Origin of the sequence: Bradyrhizobium sp. NBAIM01, assembly GCF_020194115.1 — a bacterium.
GTDB lineage: Bacteria > Pseudomonadota > Alphaproteobacteria > Rhizobiales > Xanthobacteraceae > Bradyrhizobium > Bradyrhizobium yuanmingense.
In genome coordinates this window covers 255,176-273,912 of the sequence record NZ_JADYVU010000008.1, presented here as the reverse complement: position 1 = coordinate 273,912, position 18,737 = coordinate 255,176, and the positions used below count along the sequence as shown (strand labels likewise).

Below are 18,737 nucleotides of genomic sequence, written 5' to 3'. Positions count from 1 at the left end.
CGCGCAGGCCGCCGCCACAAGTCATATCCGATTGCTCTGCTATTTGCAGCTCTGGCAGATCATCAGCTTTCGCTTCAACGCCTCATCTTCTTGATCGAGACCATCCGGATTGGACCTGGCGTCCCTTGCTGCGCGTGAACGCACGGCCGGCGTCACGCGGCTCGGCGTGTCGACGTCATCGACGGTGCCGACGCTGAAGCCATCGTAATCGGCGGCTGGATTCGGTTGAGGCCGGCCAATCACGGAAGGCTCTCTGCTGGACGTCGCTGCTGGAGTTCCGTTCGTCGTTACCCGGGCGGGCTTGGTGGCACCCGGGCGTGGCGGCGCTGCATCGGGCCGAGCAAGCGAAACCGGCGGCGCGGCCGAAGTTTGGCCTCTGGCGCTGTCGTGCGGCCAGGCGACGACAGACATGAGGCCGATCGTCAGGAGCATCACGCGTCTCATCCGCATTCTCTCGGCAGCGCTGGTTGATCGATTGACGGCATGGCTCGTCGAGCCCGTTCCGCCGGAGAATATCAGCACCCAGAGGGCCGTCAAAGCGCCGTAGCCTGGATGAAGCGAGGCGCAATCCGGATTATTGTTTCCGCCAGCGCTACGCCGTTTCCTGCAGCGCCCGCCGCAGCCTTCGGATGATGACGCCGCGGGCGCGGTCGTCGGCGGCGGCTGCGACGCGATCGTTGATGTCGAGCATCAGCTCGGACATCTCGTTGTGCCAGTCGAGACGCGTCACGGCCTCCGGCGACAGTCGCCGGCGACGATCGGCGTCGAGCACGCGCGGTTCGGGTGCCGCGAGCTCGAAAGTGTCGTCCAGCATCGGCTGGTAGATCCTGGCCGCGGGAATGATGCGCTCGGCAACGCGCTCGGCCAGGCCCGCAACCGCCGCTTCCTCGCCGTGGACCAGGAACAGCCCGCGCGCGATGGGACGACGCGCCGCGATCCAGCTGGCCATGCCGGCTCCGTCGGCATGACCCGAATATTCGTCGATCATGCGGATGCGGGCGGCGACCTTGATCTCGTCGCCCTGGATGCGGACGGCCTTGGCCCCGTTCTGAAGGAAGCGGCCGAGCGTGCCGTTGGCCTGGAAGCCGGCCAGAAGCACGGTCGCGCGCTCGTTCCACAGCCAGCGCTTCAGATGATGGCGGATCCGGCCCGCATCGCACATGCCGCTCGCGGCGATGATGATGTGAAATCCGGACAGACGCATGATCGCCTTGCTCTCGTCCGCGGTCTCGGTGAACTTCAGATGCGGCGAGTTGAGCAGGCGCGTGGCGTCGACCGACGGATCGAGGCTCTCGGAATGGCGGCGGAACACTTCGGTCGCGCGGATCGCGAGCGGTGAATCGAGGAAAATCGGCGCCGTCGGAATCTCGCGGTGCTCCATCAGGTCGACGAGATCGACGATCAGCTCCTGGGTGCGCTCGACCGCGAAGGCGGGCAGCAGCAGCGCGCCGCCGGCCGCCGCGGCATCGCGCACCTCGGCCGCGAGGTGCTTGCGGCGAAGCGCAGGTGTCGTGGCCTCGCGCACGCGGTCGCCATAGGTCGATTCCGAGATGACGTAGTCGAAATCGCTCGGCGCTTCGGGATCGGGCTGGAGCAGCTTGGCCTCCGGCCCGACGTCGCCGGAGACGAGCACGCGCAGCGGCCGCGGCGCGCCTTGCTCGGCGATTTCCAGCTCGATCGAGGCGGAGCCGAGCAAATGGCCGGCGTTCCAGTAGCGTGCGCGGACGCCGGGGATCACGTCGGTCCATCGTTCGTAGTCGACGGCGCGGAACGATCGCAGCGATGCGATCGCGTCGGCCTGCGTGTAGATCGGCTCGACCTCCTTGCGCCCGCGCGAGGCGTTGCGCCGGTTGAGCTGCTTGACCTCCGATTCCTGGATGTTGCCGGCATCGGGCAGCATGTAGGAGCAGAGGTCGATCGTGCCGCGCGTCGCCAGGATCGGCCCCTCGAAGCCCGCGCGCACGAGCTTCGGCAACAGACCGCTATGGTCGATGTGAGCGTGCGTGAGCAGCACCGCATCGATGTCGGCGGGGCGAAACGGAAAGGCGCGGTAGTTGAGCTCCTTCAGCGTCTTCTGGCCCTGGAACAATCCGCAATCGACCAGGAAACAGCCGCTTGCGGTCTGGAACAGATAGCTCGAGCCGGTCACGGTGCGGGTGGCACCGCAAAATCGAACGGTGATGCTCATCTGTCATTCTCCGAGGGACTTGCCGTTGATCGCATAGCCGTTGTCGGCCGCAGTCGCGCTGGCCGCCAAATCGTGCTCCGACCGGCCGAACGTGTAGACGCGATAGAGTGGCTCGCCCTGCTCGACGCGGTCGCCGATCTTCTTGAACAGGCGGATGCCTGCGCCCTTGTCGAGCGGCGCGCCGGCGGTGCGGGCGAGGCGGTTCAGACGCAGGCAGTCGATCGCGGACACGATGCCATCATGCCTCGCCTCGACGTCGAAGCTGAGCGGTCCGAGCTCGTTGCTGCATGTCGAGGGGCCCTGTGCGTCGATGATCTTCTGCATTTGCTTCAGTGCCGCGCCGCTATCCAGCAGTTCGCGCGCCCGGGCATAGCCGGCCCCGCCGCGCAGCTTGGGATCGTATTCCAAGAGATGGGCGGCGAGCCGGAGCGACTTCTCGCGCAAATCGCGCGGCGCATCCTTGTCGTTGCCGAGCACCGCCATGACGTCGTTGGCCTCCAGCACCGGCCCGATGCCGTTGCCGATCGGCTGGCTGCCGTCGGTCGTGATCACCTCGACCGTCCGGCCGAAGCGGTCGCCGACGAATTCGAACAGCTTTCGCAGCCGCATGGCCTCGACGCCGCCGGTGACCTTCGCGGTCGGCCCGACCGGAATGTCGATCAGCAGATGGGTCGAGCCTGCCGCGATCTTCTTGGACATGATGGACGCGACCATCTGCTCGCGAGTATCCAGGCTCAGCGGGCGCTCGACCGAGATCAGGACGTCGTCGGCCGGCGACAGGTTCACGTGCCCGCCCCAGATCAGGCAGCCGTTGCAGGAGGAGACGATCGCCTTCATCTCCTCGACGGAGATATTCACCCGCGCCAGCACCTCCATCGTGTCGGCGGTGCCGGCCGGCGAGGTGATCGCGCGCGAGGAGGTCTTCGGGATCGGCAGGCCATGCGCGGCGACGATCGGCACCACCACCATCGAGGTGCGGTTGCCGGGGATGCCGCCGATGCAATGCTTGTCGACGACGACAGGGGTCGGCCAGACCAATTGCGTGCCGGCCTGCGCCATGGCCCCCGTGAGGGCGAGCAGCTCGTCGCTGGTGATGAAGCTCGCCGACCCTATCAGGAAGGCGGCGATCTCCATGTCGGAGTAGCGATAATGGGCAAGGTCGCTGATGATCGCGCCGATCTCGGCCTGGCTCAGAGTTCGTCCGCGGATCTTCGCACGCACCGCTTCCAGGCTCTCCGGAGGCGAGGCGGGCCTGACCGTGACCTCCGATCCGACCGCTTCGGCGAAGCGCCGGAACGCAGGCTCGGAGAGGCCGATCTCGTCGGGAGCCGCGAGCGTATCGTCGTCCGTGATCAGCAGGGTCGCCAGCAGAACCTTGCCGCCCTGACGAAGCTCGACGCGGCTGAAACCGCGGAAGATCTCCGCGCGCAGCGCCTTGGAGCGCCTCGAGACGACGACGACGTTCTCACGGCCGGTGTCGAGGCGGACGCGGCGGATCTTCAGTTGGGAATGCGGAAGGTCTGGATGCATGGACGGGCCGGCAGCAGGGAGTCGGACCTCCATGCTTAGACGTCGCCGTCCCGATGCTGTTGACCCAGATCATGGCCCGCCGCTCCGGCGGGCAGCCGCTGCGCAGGCCGTTGGCCGGCGGTTACTTCATCGCCGTGCTGACCGAGTTGAACTTGTTGTTGAGCAGCGCAGCGCCCGTGCTGTTGACGATGGTCACGATTGCCAGAGCGATCCCTGCGGCGATCAGGCCGTACTCGATTGCGGTTGCGCCATTCTCATCGGCAAGGAAGGACCTAAGCAGACGCATTGCCAACTCCTGTTCATCCGATCCGATGGATGGTCGCGTCGTTATCGGACTTGCAAATCGATCGAATAAATCTTCGAGCGCGCCAAAACACGGCGATCGCACCTTACCTCGTACGACGGCATTCATTAAATTAGGGTTCCGTCGATCCGTTCAAATGAAGTCAAACCGACAGCCCGGTGCATTGCCCCCATTGGCTTGACCGCTTAACCGATTGTTGAGCCTGTTCGTCAACGAATAGGCAAGGATGTCTCGATCGCGCTCATCCGCGCCGGCCGTCCGTATTCAGCGCCCGCAACATCGCGATGCGGGCGAACATCACCCAGCCGCCGCCGGTCTCGGCCGCATTGATCAAGGTCTCGATCGCGGTCTGCCAATGCGCCTCGTGCTGGGCGTCCTCGGGCAGCTCCATGATGTAGTCGGCGGCTTCTTGAAGCGTGAGCAGCTTGCGCTTGTTGCTCACGCGGACGGGATCGTCGAACGTCGTCGACCAGGGCATGTCAGGCCGGCCGATCGGCGAGGAGAGACATCACGGCGTGATCGCGGGGCGTGGTGCTGTCAGCCGGCCTTCTTTGCCCGCGCCGGCGCGCGCACCGGCTTGTCGGCGGCCTTCTTCGGCGTGGTCGCAGCCTTCGCCGCAGCGTCCTTGCCGCCCTTGCCTGATATCGGCAGCAGCATCTCGCGCTGGCCCTCGACGCGCTTCTTCGGCTTCTTGGCCTTGGTGTCCTTGGCGGTCTCCTTGTCCGTGTCCCTGGCGACCTTCGCCGCGGGGGCCGCGTCCTTCTCGTTCGCGATGCTCTTCTTCAGCGCGTCCATCAAGCTGATGACGTTGCCGCCGGTCTTCGGTGCGGCCTTGGCGGTGATCGGCATGCCGCTGCGCTTCTTGTTGATGAGATCGATCAGAGCGGTCTCGTAATGATCCTCGAACAGCTCGGGCTCGAACGCGCCGGACTTCTTCTCGACGATGTGCTTGGCGAGGTCGAGCATGTCCCTCGTCAGCTTCACGTCCTGGATGTCGTCGAAATATTCCTTCTCGCTGCGGACCTCGTAGGGGTAGCGCAGCAGCGTGCCCATCAGCCCGTTCTCGAGCGGCTCCAGCGCGATGATGTGCTCGCGGTTGGTCAGCACCACGCGGCCGATCGCGACCTTGTCCATGCTGCGGATGGTCTCGCGGATCACCGCATAGGCGTCGTGGCCGACCTTGCCGTCCGGCACGAGGTAGTAGGGGCGGATCAGATAGCGGTTGTCGATGTCGGCCTTGGGCACGAACTCGTCGATCTCGATCGTGTGGGTGGAATCGAGCGCGATGTCGTCCAGCTCGTCCTTGGTGACCTCGATATAAGTGTCGGTGTCGACCTTGTAGCCCTTGACGATGTCCTCGGACGTCACCTCGTCGCCGGTCTCGGCATCGACCTTGAGATACTTGATGCGGTGGCCGGTCTTGCGGTTGATCTGGTTGAACGAAACCTTCTCCGTATCCGAAGTGGCCGGATAGAGCGCGACCGGGCAGGTCACGAGCGACAGACGCAGAAAACCCTTCCAATTGGCGCGGGGGGCCATGGGCTACTCCAGACGCAACAGCGGACAAGCTTTGAGGATACCATCGCCCAGTTGCGAATCATAGCAACCGCCGGCGCGGAATCTTGCAACGGCGTTAATCGCCGCCTGCGCCGTGTTTGCTGGACCGGAACATCGCCCGAGATGACGCGTTGCCCCGGCAATTCATCGCCGAGGAGGTCGCGGCCATCCGACGCGACAGCCACAGATCGAGGTCACCATGGCAACCAGGCGAGAGCAGAACCGGATCGTCGAAACTCCGACCGAGGCACGCCAGGGCGAGCCCGGACCATCGGTGGCGGCGCTGCTCGCCATCTCGACCGGGCTTGCGATCCTGATCCTCGCCGTCGTCTGGTTCGTGTTCTTCCGGACCTGACGGCCGGATCAGCACGCCGGCACCTTCCGGCTCGCCGCGCGATGCGGCACGTTGCGCCCACCATGCCACCGGCTCCTCCGGCGGCATGGTGGGCGCAGTCGCATTTGCGCGCGCCGGGTCGTATATGACCAAAAAGTAACGTAGCCCGGTTCCCTGCGTTCATATTCAGTTCACGCCGGAATTGCTCATCTGTGGCGGTGTTCATGTCGCCTGTTCTTGCAGCCTATCCTTGGAGAGAAGCGTGCGCCTGCTCGTTGTTGAGGACGACCCCGATCTCAATCGCCAGCTCACCAAGGCGCTGACCGACGCCGGCTATGTCGTCGATCGGGCTTTCGACGGGGAGGAGGGGCACTATCTCGGCGACAACGAGCCGTATGACGCCGTGGTGCTCGATATCGGCCTGCCGAAGAAGGACGGCATCTCGGTGCTGGAAGCCTGGCGCCGCAACGGCCGCACCATGCCGGTCCTGATCCTCACTGCACGCGACCGCTGGAGCGACAAGGTGCAGGGCTTCGATGCCGGCGCCGACGACTACGTCGCAAAGCCGTTCCACCTCGAGGAGGTGCTGGCGCGCATCCGCGCCCTGCTGCGCCGCTCCACCGGCCATGCCCAGAGCGAATTGACCTGCGGCCCGGTTACGCTCGACACCCGAACCGGCCGGGTCAGCGTGTCGGGCAATCCCATCAAGATGACCTCGCACGAATATCGGCTTCTGGCCTACTTGATGCACCATTCCGGGCGGGTGGTCTCGCGCACCGAGCTGGTCGAGCATCTCTACGACCAGGATTTCGACCGCGACTCCAACACCATCGAGGTCTTCGTCGGCCGCATCCGCAAGAAGCTCGACGTCGACATCATCCAGACCGTCCGCGGCCTGGGCTATCTCCTGACCCCGCCGCCGGCCCCGGGCGCCTGAGGCGTTCCGGCCTTTGAAGTATCTTGGCTTGACGGGAGGCCGAACAGGGCCCTTGGTCCGGTCATGACGTCCGACCACCTGCCATCCTGCGCCGCCCGGGATCATTCCGATGGCCGCTAGCTCGCTTGCGAACCGACTGTTCCTGTCGGCGACCGCCTGGCTCGTGGTGATCCTGGCCATCACAGGCGTGGTGCTGTCGTCGGTCTACAAGAACGCCACCGAGCGCGCCTTCGACCGCCGGCTCAATCTCTATCTGCGCACCCTCATCGCCGAGGTCGCAACGCCCGACGAGCCGCCGGACCGCCAGTTCCAGTCGCTTGGCGAGCCCCTGTTCGACCTGCCGCTGTCCGGCTGGTACTGGCAGATCACGCGGACCGACACCGAAAAGCCGGAAGTGCGCTCCTCGCGCTCGCTTTGGGACAAGAAGCTACCGAAGCTCGAAGAGCAGGGTGCCGAGCTCACCGCCGCCGGCATCCGCCTCGCCTATGTCGACGGGCCGGAAGGGCAGAATCTGCGCATGGTGGAACGGCCGGTCGATCTCGGTGCCGACGGCAAATTTCTGGTCAGCGTCGCCGGGGACGATACCGAGATTTTCGACGAGACACGCAGCTTCGACTACTATCTCGGCGGCACCTTCACGGCGCTCGGCATCGTGCTGCTGCTGACGACCGTGTTCCAGGTCCGTTTCGGCCTTGCACCGCTCAAGCGCATCTCGGACGCGATCGCCGACATCCGCTCCGGGCGGGCGGAACGGCTCGAGGGTGAATTCCCGGTCGAGATCGCGCCGCTGGCGCGCGAGACCAACGCGCTGATCGACGCCAATCGCGAGATCGTCGAGCGGGCGCGCACCCATGTCGGCAATCTCGCTCATGCGATCAAGACGCCGCTTTCGGTCATCGTCAACGAAGCCAGCGCGCATGCCGCCGATCCGTTCGCGGAGAAGGTGATGGAGCAGGCGGATGTGATGCGTGATCAGGTCGCCCATCATCTGGAGCGCGCCCGCATCGCGGCACGGGTCTCGGTGGTCGCGACCGTGACGGAGGTGGCGCCTGCCATCGAGGGACTGCGGCGGACCATGGAGAAGATCCATCGCGACCGCGGCATCGTGGTCGAGGCCAAGGCCGATCCATCCGCCAAGTTCCGGGGCGAGCGGCAGGATCTCGAGGAGATGGTCGGCAATCTCGTCGACAATGCCTGCAAATGGGCGGCCTCGCGCGTCCTCATTGATGTCCTCGTCGAGCCGCCACAGCGGGCCGGCGCCGGCCCGCGTTTGCGGGTCATCGTCGACGACGACGGCCGTGGCCTGTCGGAAGCCGAGCGCGCCCAGGTCGCCCGGCGCGGCAAGCGCCTCGACGAGTCCAAGCCCGGGTCGGGACTGGGGCTGTCGATCGTGACCGACCTCGCGGCCCTCTATGGTGGCAGCCTTTCGCTCGGCAGCGCCCCGACTGGGGGTCTGCGCGCCGAGCTGGTTCTTCCCGGGCTATAATCCCTTGTTTCGACGACAATTTCCGGCGCAGCTGAGGCTCCTCGAGCGAAGCATGGGAGGCATTCGAGGCAGCTTCCTAAACGGCTTCTTAAGTGGGGACCCCCTATGATCGCGCCGAACCCATCCCATGTCCGCCATTTTACCGTGCATTACCCGGGCGCATGAGCCAGACATCGATCGAGCGGCTGAGGGAATATCTCGCGCAGCTCCCGCCGCAGTCGCAGGCACTGCTGATGCGGGAGTTCGAGCGTGCGCTGGAGCGCGGCCAGGACACGGCGGTGGCCACCCTCGTGCTCGAGCAGCTGCGCAAGATCGTCCGCAAGAGCGAGGCCGACGAGGCTTTGCCGCCGCGCACGGACGATCTGTCGCGGCTCCTATTCCAGGTGTTGGAACCGTTCCTCATCGAAGCGGGCACTCCTGTCAGGGCCGGCCAGATTCGCCGCTCCTCGCTGCAGCCGATCTGGCAGTGGCTTGGCCGTGACGGCGCACCGGACAAGGTGAACGAATTCGAGGCGGCGCTGGCGCGCATGCCGGCGGACAGTGCTGGGCAGGTCGAAGCCCTGGCGCAGAAGCTTCAGGCGGTGGCCGCGGACGCCATCTTCGAGCTGACGGGGCCGGGCGGCGGCGACAAGTCGCGAGCGCTGGCCCGGGTCGGACCGCCCAACGTGATCGAGGATCTCTATTCGATCGGTGCGGTGCTCCAGGTCCGGGACGCCATTGCGACATTGAACGAGAAATTACCGCGCACCTTGCGGGCCTTCGGGGATTCCCAGATCGCCTCGGTGACGTCGGCGCTCAACATTCCGGCACTTCAGACGCCGCAGATGCTGCCTTTCGCCTTGTCGATCGTCGTGCAGCGGATGACCGCGCCCTGGCAGATCATCCGCCTTGCGGTCAAGATAGCGGCGTCCGATGACGAGATCCGCGTCGCGGCGACGCCCTACGGTATGGCCGTCACGATGGCCCTGCACGATTTGTCCTGCGTCGCCGCGGTCCTGCGCATGGACATCAAGCGCGGCCATTTCGACAATGTTGCCGGCAACCTCAAGACGCTGCACGACGGCGTGCGCGGACTGCGCACCGAGCTCGACCTGCGCAACGATTCGACCTGGGGCAAGCAACTGACGTCGATCCGGGCCGACATCTCCAATGCGCTGCAGTCCGAGATCGACAGCGTTCCCGGCCGCGTCCGCCGCATCCTGCGCCAGCGCCCCGAAAAGGACATTCCGCCGGGCGCGCGGATCGACAGCACCGAAGTCGAGGAAACGGTGGCACTGATCGACTTCGTCGCGACGTGCCGCAACTATGCGAGCGAGCTTGCGATCAACGAGGTGACGCTGCGTACCTTCTCCGATCTCCAGCAATATGTGGAACGGTCGACCGAGCAGCTGGTGCAGTCGCTGCGTGCCGCCGATCACAAGGTCCGCACCTATCGGCAGCAGCAGGTGCAGGCCGCGATCCGCTTCTGCCAGGTGCTGTTCGGCGACGATTACGCCTCATTGATGAGCCGGGCCGCCGAAAATGCACTCACGGGCGAGCGCAAATCGTCGCGCGCAGGCTGATCGGCGCGCATTTTTCCTGATCACAATTTGAAGTTGACGACACTGATGGCGCACCGTACTTTCGCGGGTGCAAGTCTGGAAATTTCCATCTGTAGGCGCATGAAACCGGTCATCAGCTCGATTGAAATTGAGAACCGCGTCATCGTTGCCAAGTATCAACGGCTGATGGTTGGAGCCAAGGTGGTGCTGGTCGAGAAGGCCAGCGATCGGCAGCTGCCTGAGACCGCCACCAGGGTTGCATCTCGGGTTCCGGTCGGAGCGCTGCGCATCAGATTGCCGGATGCAATCAAGCCGGGAACATACTTCCTGAAGGCCTTCAACGGGCACGGCGAGCAGGCCGCGCAAAGTGTCGACTTCGAGATCGGCTAAGCCGTTGGATTTTCACCTTTTCGGCACTACATGCGGTTGCGCCGCCTTGACAATTGTCAATTGCCGCATCGTCCGGCCGTGGTGTAAAGGCACCTACAGGCGCGGTTCGGGCGCCGCCGGAAGCTTGCCAGATGACGCTATGGTTCGTGTTCGCGCTGATGACGGTCGCGGCGATTTTCGCCGTGCTCTTGCCGCTTGGCCGCACCAGCCGCGCGCAGGATCAGGGCAGCGAGGTCGCGGTCTACAAGGACCAGCTGGCCGAAATTGAGCGTGATCTCGCCGCAGGGTTGATCTTGGCGCCGGAGGCGGAGGCTGCGCGCGTCGAGGTCAGCCGCAGGCTGCTCGCGGCGGCGGCCAGCGAGCCGGCAACGGCGCCGAAGTCGAACCTCAAATGGCGCCGTGCGGCGGCCGTGCTGGCGCTTGCCGGACTGCCGCTCATCGCGGCCGGCGTCTACATGCCACTCGGCTCGCCCCGGCTGCAGGACTTTCCCCTTGCGCAGCGGGAGCGCGGGGGTGGCATGGCGCAGTCGCTCGAGAACCTCGTCGTGCAGGTCGAGCAGCATCTTGAGAAGAATCCGACGGACGGGCGCGGCTGGAACGTGCTCGCGCCGGTTCTGGAGCGGCTCGGCCGCTTCGACGACGCGGTGCGCGCCTATCGCAACTCGCTCACCTACAATGGCGAAAGCGCGGAGCGCAGGTCCGATCTCGGCGAAGCGATCTCGGCTGCCGCCGGCGGCGTGGTGACCGCCGAGGCCAAGGCCGAATTCGAGCGCGCACACGCCTTGAACGCCGACGATCCCAAGGCGAATTACTTTCTGGGCCTTGCCGCCGAGCAGGACGGCCGCAAGGACGACGCGGCCAATATCTGGCGCGCGCTGCTTGCGAAAGCGCCTGCGGATGCGCCGTGGCGTGCCCTGGTGCAGTCCTCGCTGGCGCGGGTCGGTGGCGGCGGCACGCTGCCGGCGCTGTCCGACGAGACGATTGCTGCCTCCAAGGACATGGCCGAAACCGATCGCAACGCCATGGTGCGCGGCATGGTCGATCGTCTCGCGACGCGGCTGAAACAGAACGGCGACGATGTCGAGGGCTGGCTGCGCCTGGTGCGCGCCTATCTGGTGATGGGCGAGCGGGACAAGGCAATGGGCGCTTCGGCCGATGCCCGGCAGGCGGTTGCCAGCAACGCCGAGCGGCTGCGCCAGCTCAACGAAGGCCTGAAGACTCTCGGGATCGGCGGATGATGATTTCGGGACGAGAGATGCGGAGAACGGATACGCCATGACGCGCAAGCAGCGACGTATGACCATCATCGGCGGATCGCTCGCCGTGCTCGCGCTCGCCGCCGCGCTGGTGCTCAACGCGCTGCGCGACTCCATCGTGTTCTTCTCGACCCCGACCATGGTCGCCGAGAAGCATGTCGAGCCCGGCAAGCGGTTTCGCCTCGGCGGCTTGGTGCAGCCCGGCTCGCTCCAGCGCGGCGACAATCTCGCGGTGACGTTCGAGGTCGCCGACGGCAACGCCAAGCTGCCGGTCGCCTTCAAAGGCATTCTGCCCGACCTATTTCGCGAAGGGCAGGGCGTCGTGGCGGAAGGCGCACTCGATGCCAACGGCGTGTTCAAGGCCGATACCGTCCTTGCCAAGCACGACGAGACCTACATGCCCAAGGACGTCGCCGATGCCCTGAAGAAGCAGGGGCACTGGAAGGACGATTACGGCGCCCAAGCTTCTGGCGCTGCCAAACCCGCGGCGACGACCGCCCAGGGCAATCCGCAGGGAGCGGTGCGGTGATCGCGGAATCAGGACATTACGCGCTGGTGCTGGCGCTCGCCCTCGCACTGATCCAGTCCGTCGTGCCGCTGGTCGGTGCGCGCCTTGGCGACGCCGCCCTGATGAACGTGGCGCGCTCCACCGCGCTCGCGCAGCTGCTGTTCGTCGGCGCCTCGTTCACCGCGCTGGTGATGCTGCACGTGAACTCGGATTTCTCCGTCGCCAACGTCTACGAGAATTCCCACTCGATGAAGCCGCTGCTCTACAAGATTACCGGCGTGTGGGGAAACCATGAAGGCTCGATGCTGCTGTGGGTGTTGATCCTCGCGCTGTTCGGCGGCTTGGTCGCCAGCTTCGGCAATAATCTGCCGCTCTCGCTGCGCGCGCATGTGCTGGCTGTGCAGGCCTGGGTCGCCAGCGCGTTCTACCTCTTCATCCTGATGACATCGAACCCGTTCCTGCGCATCGCGAGCCCCCCGATCGAGGGACGCGATCTCAATCCCGTGCTCCAGGACATCGGTCTCGCCGTGCACCCGCCGATGCTCTATCTCGGCTATGTCGGCTTCTCGATCTCGTTCTCCTTCGCGATCGCGGCGCTGATGGAGGGACGGATCGATGCGGCCTGGGCGCGCTGGGTGCGGCCCTGGACGCTGGTCGCCTGGATCTTCCTGACCCTCGGCATCGCCATGGGCTCGTATTGGGCCTATTACGAGCTCGGCTGGGGCGGCTGGTGGTTCTGGGATCCGGTGGAGAACGCTTCGCTGATGCCCTGGCTCGCCGGCACCGCGCTATTGCATTCGGCGCTGGTGATGGAGAAGCGCAACGCGCTGAAGGTCTGGACCATCCTGCTCTCGATCCTGACCTTCTCGCTGTCGCTGCTCGGCACCTTTCTGGTGCGCTCGGGCGTCATCACCTCGGTGCACGCCTTCGCCACCGATCCGACCCGCGGCGTGTTCATCCTCTTGATCCTGTGCCTGTTCATCGGCGGCAGCCTGTCGCTGTTCGCGGGCCGCGCCGCCTCGCTGAAGCAGGGCGGCCTGTTCGCACCGATCTCGCGCGAGGGCGCGCTGGTGCTGAACAATCTGCTGCTCACGGTGGCTTGCGCCGTGGTGCTGTTCGGCACGCTTTATCCGCTCGCGATGGAGATGCTCGCCGATTTCAAGATGTCGGTCGGCGCACCCTTCTACAATCTGAGCTTCGCGCCGCTGTTCGCGCTGCTGCTGCTCGCGGTGCCGTTCGGGCCGATGCTGGCGTGGAAGCGCGGCGACCTGCTCGGCGTGATGCAGCGCCTGCTCGCGGCCGGCGTTGCCGGGCTGGTCGTGGTCGCCATCGTCTGGGCCTGGGTGCGGGGCGGCAGCGCGCTGGCACCGCTCGCGATCGGGCTCGGCGTCTTCGTCATCGCCGGCGCGGTCACCGACCTCGTCGAACGGACGGGCCTGGTGCGCCTGCCGTTCGCAACGGTGCTGCACCGGGCGCGCGGCCTGCCGCGCTCGGCCTGGGGCACCGCGTTCGCACATGCCGGCCTCGGCGTTGCGCTGATCGGGATCGTCTGCGAGACCACCTGGAACAGCGAATACATCGCGACCATGAAACCGAACGAGACTGCCCATGTCGCCGGCTACGATCTGAAGCTCGACGGGCTGTTTCAACGCCAGGGCCCGAACTACCGCGAGATGATCGCAGAGTTCAAGATCAGCCGCGATGGCGAGGCGGTCACGGTGATGACGCCGTCCAAGCGCAGCTTCACCACCCGCGGCTCCTCGACGACGGAGGCCGCGCTGTTGACCAGCGGCGCGAGCCAGCTTTACGTCTCGCTCGGCGACGCCACCGCCGAAGGCGCCATCGCCGTGCGCATCTATCACAAGCCGCTGGTTCTCCTGATCTGGTGGGGACCGGTGCTGATGGCGTTCGGCGGCGTGCTCTCACTCTCCGACCGCCGTCTGCGGGTCGGCGCGCCGAAGCCGGCGCGGGCCAAGCAGCGCCTCCAGCCCGCGGAATGACCCGATGCGCCGGATGATGGCCGCGTTCATCGCGTTGGTGTTGCTGGCTTTGCCGGCGGCCCACGCCGTGCAGCCCGACGAGATCATGCCGGATCCGGTGAAGGAATCGCGCGCGCGCGAATTGTCGCGCGAGCTTCGCTGCATGGTTTGCCAGAATCAGTCGATCGACGATTCCGATGCGCCGCTGGCACGCGATCTCAGACTGCTGGTGCGCGAGCGCATCGCGGCCGGCGACAGCAATTCGCAGGTGCTCGATTTCCTGGTGGCGCGGTACGGCGAGTTCGTGCTGCTCAAGCCGCGCTTCGAGCTGCAGACCCTGCTGCTGTGGCTGCTCGGGCCGGTGCTGCTGATCGGCGGCGGCCTGGCGCTGTGGCTGCAAATCCGCCGCCGCTCGCGAAGTGGTGTGGACGTACCAGCACCGCCGCTCACGCCCGACGAGAAGGCACGGCTCGCGGCCTTGATGTCGGACGAACCCAATTCGCCCTGAAGCCGTCTACGTCGTGCCACGCAGTGCGCGGCAACGGCTGCATGGTTCATGCTAAATTGACCTTTGTCTGGAAGCTTGTCGCGAGATTTGATTCCAGCTCCTGAGTCCCCCGATGTTCGCGAACAGCAATCTGACGATCCGCTTCCTGGTCGGCGCCGTCGTCGCTGCGTTATTGTTCCTGCTTGGCATCGGCGGCGGCACCGGCTTCATCGCGGTCCTCTATCTCAACAACGAGATCACCAGCCTGTCCTCGAACTTCGCCGCGCTGAGCGGCCCGGCGCGCGACCATGCCATGCAGATCTACCAGCAGGCGCAGACCGCGTTTTCTTATTTCCTGGTCGCCTGCGGCGTGATCGCCGTCGTCGCTTTCGCGATCTGCTTCACCACCTGGTTCGCCGTGCGCAACGGCATCCTCAATCCCCTCGCGGCCATCGTGCATGCCATGCGCCAGGTTGCCGACCAGAAGTTCGAGACATCTGTTCCGGGGCTCGGCCGCACCAACGAGATCGGCCTGCTCGCCGGTGCGCTGGAGGTGTTCAAGACCAACGGCATTGAGCGGCGCCGCCTCTCCGAGCAGCAGCTGCATGAAGCGCAGCACCAGGCCGAGCGGTCGAAATTCCTCGATAACAGGATCAAGCGCTTCAACGATCTCGTCGCCAGTGTCGTCGCCAGCGTGGCGTCATCGGCCGTGCATCTGAAGACCAACGCGGAGACGCTGTCGCGGACCGCCAACGACACCAGCACCAAGGCCAATGCGGTCGCGAGCGCGGCGAGCCAGGCCAGCGCCAGCGTGCAGACGGTTGCGGGGTCTGCCGAGGCGATGACGAACTCGATCGGCACGATCAGCCGCCGCGTCACGGACGCGACCCAGCGCGCCGAAGGCGCTGCAAGCCAGGCGGAGAAAAGCCGCGATACCATTCACACGCTGTCGGATGCCGCCGAAAAGATCGGCGAGGTCGTCCAGCTCGTCCAGGCGATCGCATCGCAGACCAATCTCCTGGCGCTCAACGCCACCATCGAGGCGGCACGGGCCGGCGAAGCGGGCAAGGGGTTTGCGGTGGTCGCCTCGGAAGTGAAGAACCTGGCGCATCAGACCAGTAAGGCGACGGAGGAGATCACCTCGCAGGTCGCCAGCATTCAGGGCATCACCGCGGAGACCCGCGGCGCGATCGACGGCATTTCCAGGACGCTGTCGGAGATCTCGTCGATCATGTCGGGCATCGAGGTCGACACCGCCCAGCAGCGCAACGCCACCCAGGAGATCACGCGCAGCGCCCAGGACGCCGCGCGCGGAACCCTCGACGTCTCCAACCATATCGTCCAGATCACCTCCACCTCGGCCGAGACCGGCCGCATGGCGGCCGAAGCCAGGGATTCGGCCGTCGATCTGTCGCGGCAGGCCGAGACCTTGAAGCGCGAAGTCGACGAGTTCATCGTCAGTGTCAGGGCGAGCTGAGGGGCCAGAATTCGCGCTTGGCGCGTGGTCGGGGGAACTCGATTAAGTTCCTGTAAGGCCACGATTTTTGGCCTGTGCTAAACTGCCGCATCGGCCCCGACCATCATTACGAAAGTTTAACCCCGCCGCCAGCGCGCGGTAAGGCGGGAGTCCCCATCTTCAGGTCCGCAAGGTGCCGGCATCCGGCACCAACAGGAATTCAGGGCTCTGGAGATTTCCGCATGAACGATCGTATCGACCTTTCGAACCTCCCGTCCTACCGGCAGCCGCGCCGGTCGGTGTTTTCCGCGCGCAAGCTCGCGCTGATGGCTTCGGTCGTCGCCGGTCTCGGCGCGGCCGTCTATGGCTTCAGCCCGTCGACCTCGCCGGCCGACCTGTTCTCCAGCCCGGCGCATGCGCAGGTCAACAACGAGGTCCGCAAGGTCGAGCGTCCGGTCGGCTTCGCCGACGTGGTCGAGCGCGTGAAGCCTTCGGTGATCTCGGTGAAGGTCAACATGAAGGAGAAGACCGCCAGCAATGACGACGGCGACGATTCCTCCTCGCCGTTCCAGCCGGGCTCGCCGATGGAGCGCTTCTTCCGCCGCTTCGGTGGTCCGGATGGTTTGCCCCCCGGCCTGAAGGGCGGCCGTGGCCGCGTCGTGCAGGGGCAGGGCTCCGGCTTTTTCATCTCGGCTGACGGCTATGCCGTGACCAACAACCACGTGGTCGATGGCGCCGACAAGGTCGAGGTTACCACCGACGACGGCAAGACCTACACCGCCAAGGTGATCGGCACCGACCAGCGCACCGACCTCGCGCTGATCAAGGTCGAAGGCAGCACGAACTTCCCGTTCGCCAAGCTCGCCGACAGCAAACCGCGGATCGGCGACTGGGTGCTCGCGGTCGGCAATCCCTTCGGTCTCGGCGGCACCGTGACCGCGGGCATCGTCTCGGCGAGCGGCCGCGACATCGGCAACGGCCCGTATGACGATTTCATCCAGATCGACGCGCCCGTGAACAAGGGTAATTCCGGCGGTCCGGCCTTCGACACCAACGGCGAGGTGATGGGCGTCAACACCGCGATCTACTCGCCCTCCGGCGGCAGCGTCGGCATCGCGTTCTCGATCCCGGCCAACACCGTCAAGAGCGTGGTTGCGCAGCTCAAGGACAAGGGCTCGGTCAGCCGCGGCTGGATCGGCGTCCAGATCCAGCCCGTCACCTCCGACATCGCCGACAGCCTCGGCATGAAGAAGGCCGAAGGCGCGCTGGTGGCGGAGCCGCAGGCCAACGGTCCGGCCGCGAAGGCCGGCATCGAGTCCGGCGACGTGATCACCGCGGTCAACGGCGACCCCGTCAAGGATGCCCGCGAGCTCGCCCGCACGATCGGCGGCATGGCGCCCGGCGCGTCCGTGAAGCTCAACGTGCTGCACAAGGGCCAGGACAAGATCGTCAATCTCACCCTCGGCCAGTTGCCGAATACGGTCGAGGCCAAGGCCGATACCGACAAGGACAGCGGCAAGGGCGCCAGCAAGGGCACCGACGTGCCGAAGCTCGGCATGACCGTTGCGCCGGCCAATTCCGTGGCCGGTGCCGGCAAGGAAGGCGTCGTGGTCACCGAGGTCGATCCGAAGAGCGCGGCGGCCGAACGCGGCTTCAAGGAAGGCGACGTGATCCTCGAGGTCGGCGGCAAGAGCGTGGCGACCGCCGGCGAAGTCCGCGACGCCATCAATGCGGCGCGGACCGACAACAAGAACAGCGTCCTGATGCGCGTGAAGAGCGGCGGCCAGTCGCGCTTCGTCGCGGTGCCCATCGCCAAGGGCTGAGGCCTTCAGGAGGCCCACGAGATGAAGGGTACCGCCGGCATCAGTCGCCCCCGCCGCCGGTGCCCTTCTGGGAAGCAGCGCAACGCTGGCTTCCCTCATCTACCTTCCGGTGGAATTACGCCCCCCTCCGTCGGAAGGCCTAGGGCGGTGAGGTCCCCCCAGCTTCACCGCCCGCCTTTTTCCCCGCTTCGAGCCTCTCCTGCTCGGCTTGCATGCGGTCGCCGCTCGCGCCATGTTTAGAGAAGGTTGACCTCCTTGACCGCCGCCGAACGCACGATGCGCCTCCTCATCATCGAAGACGACCGTGAATCCGCCGATTACCTCGCCAAGGCGTTTCGCGAAGTCGGACACATCGCCGACCACGCCGCCGACGGCGAGGAAGGCCTCGCCATGGCCGAGAATGGCGAATACGACGTGCTGGTGGTCGACCGCATGCTGCCCAAGCGCGACGGCCTGTCGCTGATCGGCGCATTGCGCGACAACGGCAATACGACGCCGGTGCTGATTCTCTCCGCGCTCGGGCAGGTCGATGACCGCATCAAGGGTCTGCGCGCCGGCGGCGACGATTATCTGCCGAAGCCCTATTCCTTCGCCGAGCTGCTGGCCCGCGTCGAAGTGCTGTCGCGCCGCCGCGGCGGTCCCGCCGAGGAGACGCTTTATCGCGTCGGCGATCTCGAGCTCGACCGGCTCTCGCATCGCGTCGCCCGCGGCAAGGACGAGCTGACGCTGCAGCCGCGCGAATTTCGCCTGCTCGAATATTTGATGAAGCACGCCGGCCAGGTGGTGACGCGCACCATGCTGCTGGAGAACGTCTGGGACTATCATTTCGATCCGCAGACCAACGTCATCGACGTGCACATCTCGCGGCTGCGCTCCAAGATCGACAAGGGCTTCGAGCGCCCGCTGCTGCACACGATCCGCGGCGCCGGATACATGATCCGTGACGGCATGAGATAGGGCG

18 protein-coding genes are annotated in these 18,737 nt (G+C 65.8%); 12 read left to right on the top strand and 6 right to left on the bottom strand.

The window, feature by feature from the left end:
- Positions 1-39: 39 nt before the first annotated feature.
- The 6 genes from I6F31_RS25370 to I6F31_RS25345 form a co-directional block, all read right to left on the bottom strand.
- On the bottom strand, positions 40-444 hold the full coding sequence (locus tag I6F31_RS25370; protein ID WP_225145989.1) for a hypothetical protein: 405 nt from the start codon (positions 442-444) through the stop codon (positions 40-42).
- A 148-nt stretch (positions 445-592) separates the two neighbouring features.
- On the bottom strand, positions 593-2,188 hold the full coding sequence (locus I6F31_RS25365; protein WP_225186295.1) for an MBL fold metallo-hydrolase: 1,596 nt from the start codon (positions 2,186-2,188) through the stop codon (positions 593-595).
- Positions 2,189-2,191: 3 nt separating this feature from the next.
- Positions 2,192-3,718, bottom strand: a complete 1,527-nt coding sequence (locus tag I6F31_RS25360; RefSeq protein ID WP_225155608.1) for a thymidine phosphorylase family protein — start codon at positions 3,716-3,718, stop codon at positions 2,192-2,194.
- A gap of 121 nt (positions 3,719-3,839) precedes the next feature.
- Positions 3,840-4,004: a Flp family type IVb pilin gene (locus tag I6F31_RS25355; RefSeq protein ID WP_036005811.1), complete on the bottom strand. Its 165-nt coding sequence runs from the start codon at positions 4,002-4,004 to the stop codon at positions 3,840-3,842.
- Positions 4,005-4,263: 259 nt separating this feature from the next.
- Positions 4,264-4,500, bottom strand: a complete 237-nt coding sequence (locus I6F31_RS25350; protein WP_225155609.1) for a hypothetical protein — start codon at positions 4,498-4,500, stop codon at positions 4,264-4,266.
- Between the two features lie 59 nt (positions 4,501-4,559).
- Entirely contained in the window at positions 4,560-5,561 is a 1,002-nt protein-coding gene (locus tag I6F31_RS25345; RefSeq protein WP_036005804.1) for a Ku protein, read from the bottom strand.
- 217 nt (positions 5,562-5,778) lie between these two features.
- Between I6F31_RS25345 and I6F31_RS25340 the strand changes: the two genes are divergently transcribed.
- The 12 genes from I6F31_RS25340 to I6F31_RS25285 all read left to right on the top strand — a co-directional run bounded on the left by I6F31_RS25340 (position 5,779) and on the right by I6F31_RS25285 (position 18,733).
- The gene (locus I6F31_RS25340) at positions 5,779-5,934 is read left to right on the top strand and encodes a hypothetical protein (protein ID WP_167361642.1); all 156 of its coding nucleotides are present in this window, start codon (positions 5,779-5,781) and stop codon (positions 5,932-5,934) included.
- Positions 5,935-6,175: 241 nt separating this feature from the next.
- Positions 6,176-6,850 (top strand): response regulator transcription factor, encoded by a 675-nt coding sequence (locus I6F31_RS25335; protein ID WP_036005801.1) that lies wholly within the window; start codon positions 6,176-6,178, stop codon positions 6,848-6,850.
- A 109-nt stretch (positions 6,851-6,959) separates the two neighbouring features.
- A complete protein-coding gene (locus I6F31_RS25330) occupies positions 6,960-8,336 on the top strand; it encodes a sensor histidine kinase (RefSeq protein WP_225155611.1) in 1,377 nt (458 codons plus the stop codon).
- A 161-nt stretch (positions 8,337-8,497) separates the two neighbouring features.
- The gene (locus I6F31_RS25325) at positions 8,498-9,898 is read left to right on the top strand and encodes a hypothetical protein (protein WP_036005795.1); all 1,401 of its coding nucleotides are present in this window, start codon (positions 8,498-8,500) and stop codon (positions 9,896-9,898) included.
- Between the two features lie 99 nt (positions 9,899-9,997).
- The gene (locus I6F31_RS25320; protein ID WP_036035217.1) at positions 9,998-10,267 is read left to right on the top strand and encodes a hypothetical protein; all 270 of its coding nucleotides are present in this window, start codon (positions 9,998-10,000) and stop codon (positions 10,265-10,267) included.
- 131 nt (positions 10,268-10,398) lie between these two features.
- Positions 10,399-11,505 (top strand): c-type cytochrome biogenesis protein CcmI, encoded by a 1,107-nt coding sequence (gene ccmI, locus I6F31_RS25315; protein ID WP_036005789.1) that lies wholly within the window; start codon positions 10,399-10,401, stop codon positions 11,503-11,505.
- A 37-nt stretch (positions 11,506-11,542) separates the two neighbouring features.
- On the top strand, positions 11,543-12,052 hold the full coding sequence (gene ccmE, locus I6F31_RS25310; protein ID WP_036005786.1) for a cytochrome c maturation protein CcmE: 510 nt from the start codon (positions 11,543-11,545) through the stop codon (positions 12,050-12,052).
- Entirely contained in the window at positions 12,049-14,031 is a 1,983-nt protein-coding gene (locus I6F31_RS25305; RefSeq protein WP_225186294.1) for a heme lyase CcmF/NrfE family subunit, read from the top strand. Before ccmE ends, I6F31_RS25305 begins: the two co-directional genes overlap by 4 nt.
- Before the next feature lie 4 nt (positions 14,032-14,035).
- Positions 14,036-14,518 carry a cytochrome c-type biogenesis protein gene (locus I6F31_RS25300; protein WP_225186293.1) on the top strand — a complete coding sequence of 161 codons (483 nt, stop codon included), beginning with the start codon at positions 14,036-14,038 and terminating at the stop codon, positions 14,516-14,518.
- Positions 14,519-14,630: 112 nt separating this feature from the next.
- Positions 14,631-15,974 (top strand): HAMP domain-containing methyl-accepting chemotaxis protein, encoded by a 1,344-nt coding sequence (locus I6F31_RS25295; RefSeq protein WP_225186292.1) that lies wholly within the window; start codon positions 14,631-14,633, stop codon positions 15,972-15,974.
- 221 nt (positions 15,975-16,195) lie between these two features.
- Positions 16,196-17,776 (top strand): Do family serine endopeptidase, encoded by a 1,581-nt coding sequence (locus I6F31_RS25290; RefSeq protein ID WP_036035199.1) that lies wholly within the window; start codon positions 16,196-16,198, stop codon positions 17,774-17,776.
- A gap of 276 nt (positions 17,777-18,052) precedes the next feature.
- The gene (locus I6F31_RS25285; RefSeq protein WP_057027240.1) at positions 18,053-18,733 is read left to right on the top strand and encodes a response regulator transcription factor; all 681 of its coding nucleotides are present in this window, start codon (positions 18,053-18,055) and stop codon (positions 18,731-18,733) included.
- The last annotated feature ends 4 nt before the right edge of the window (positions 18,734-18,737 follow it).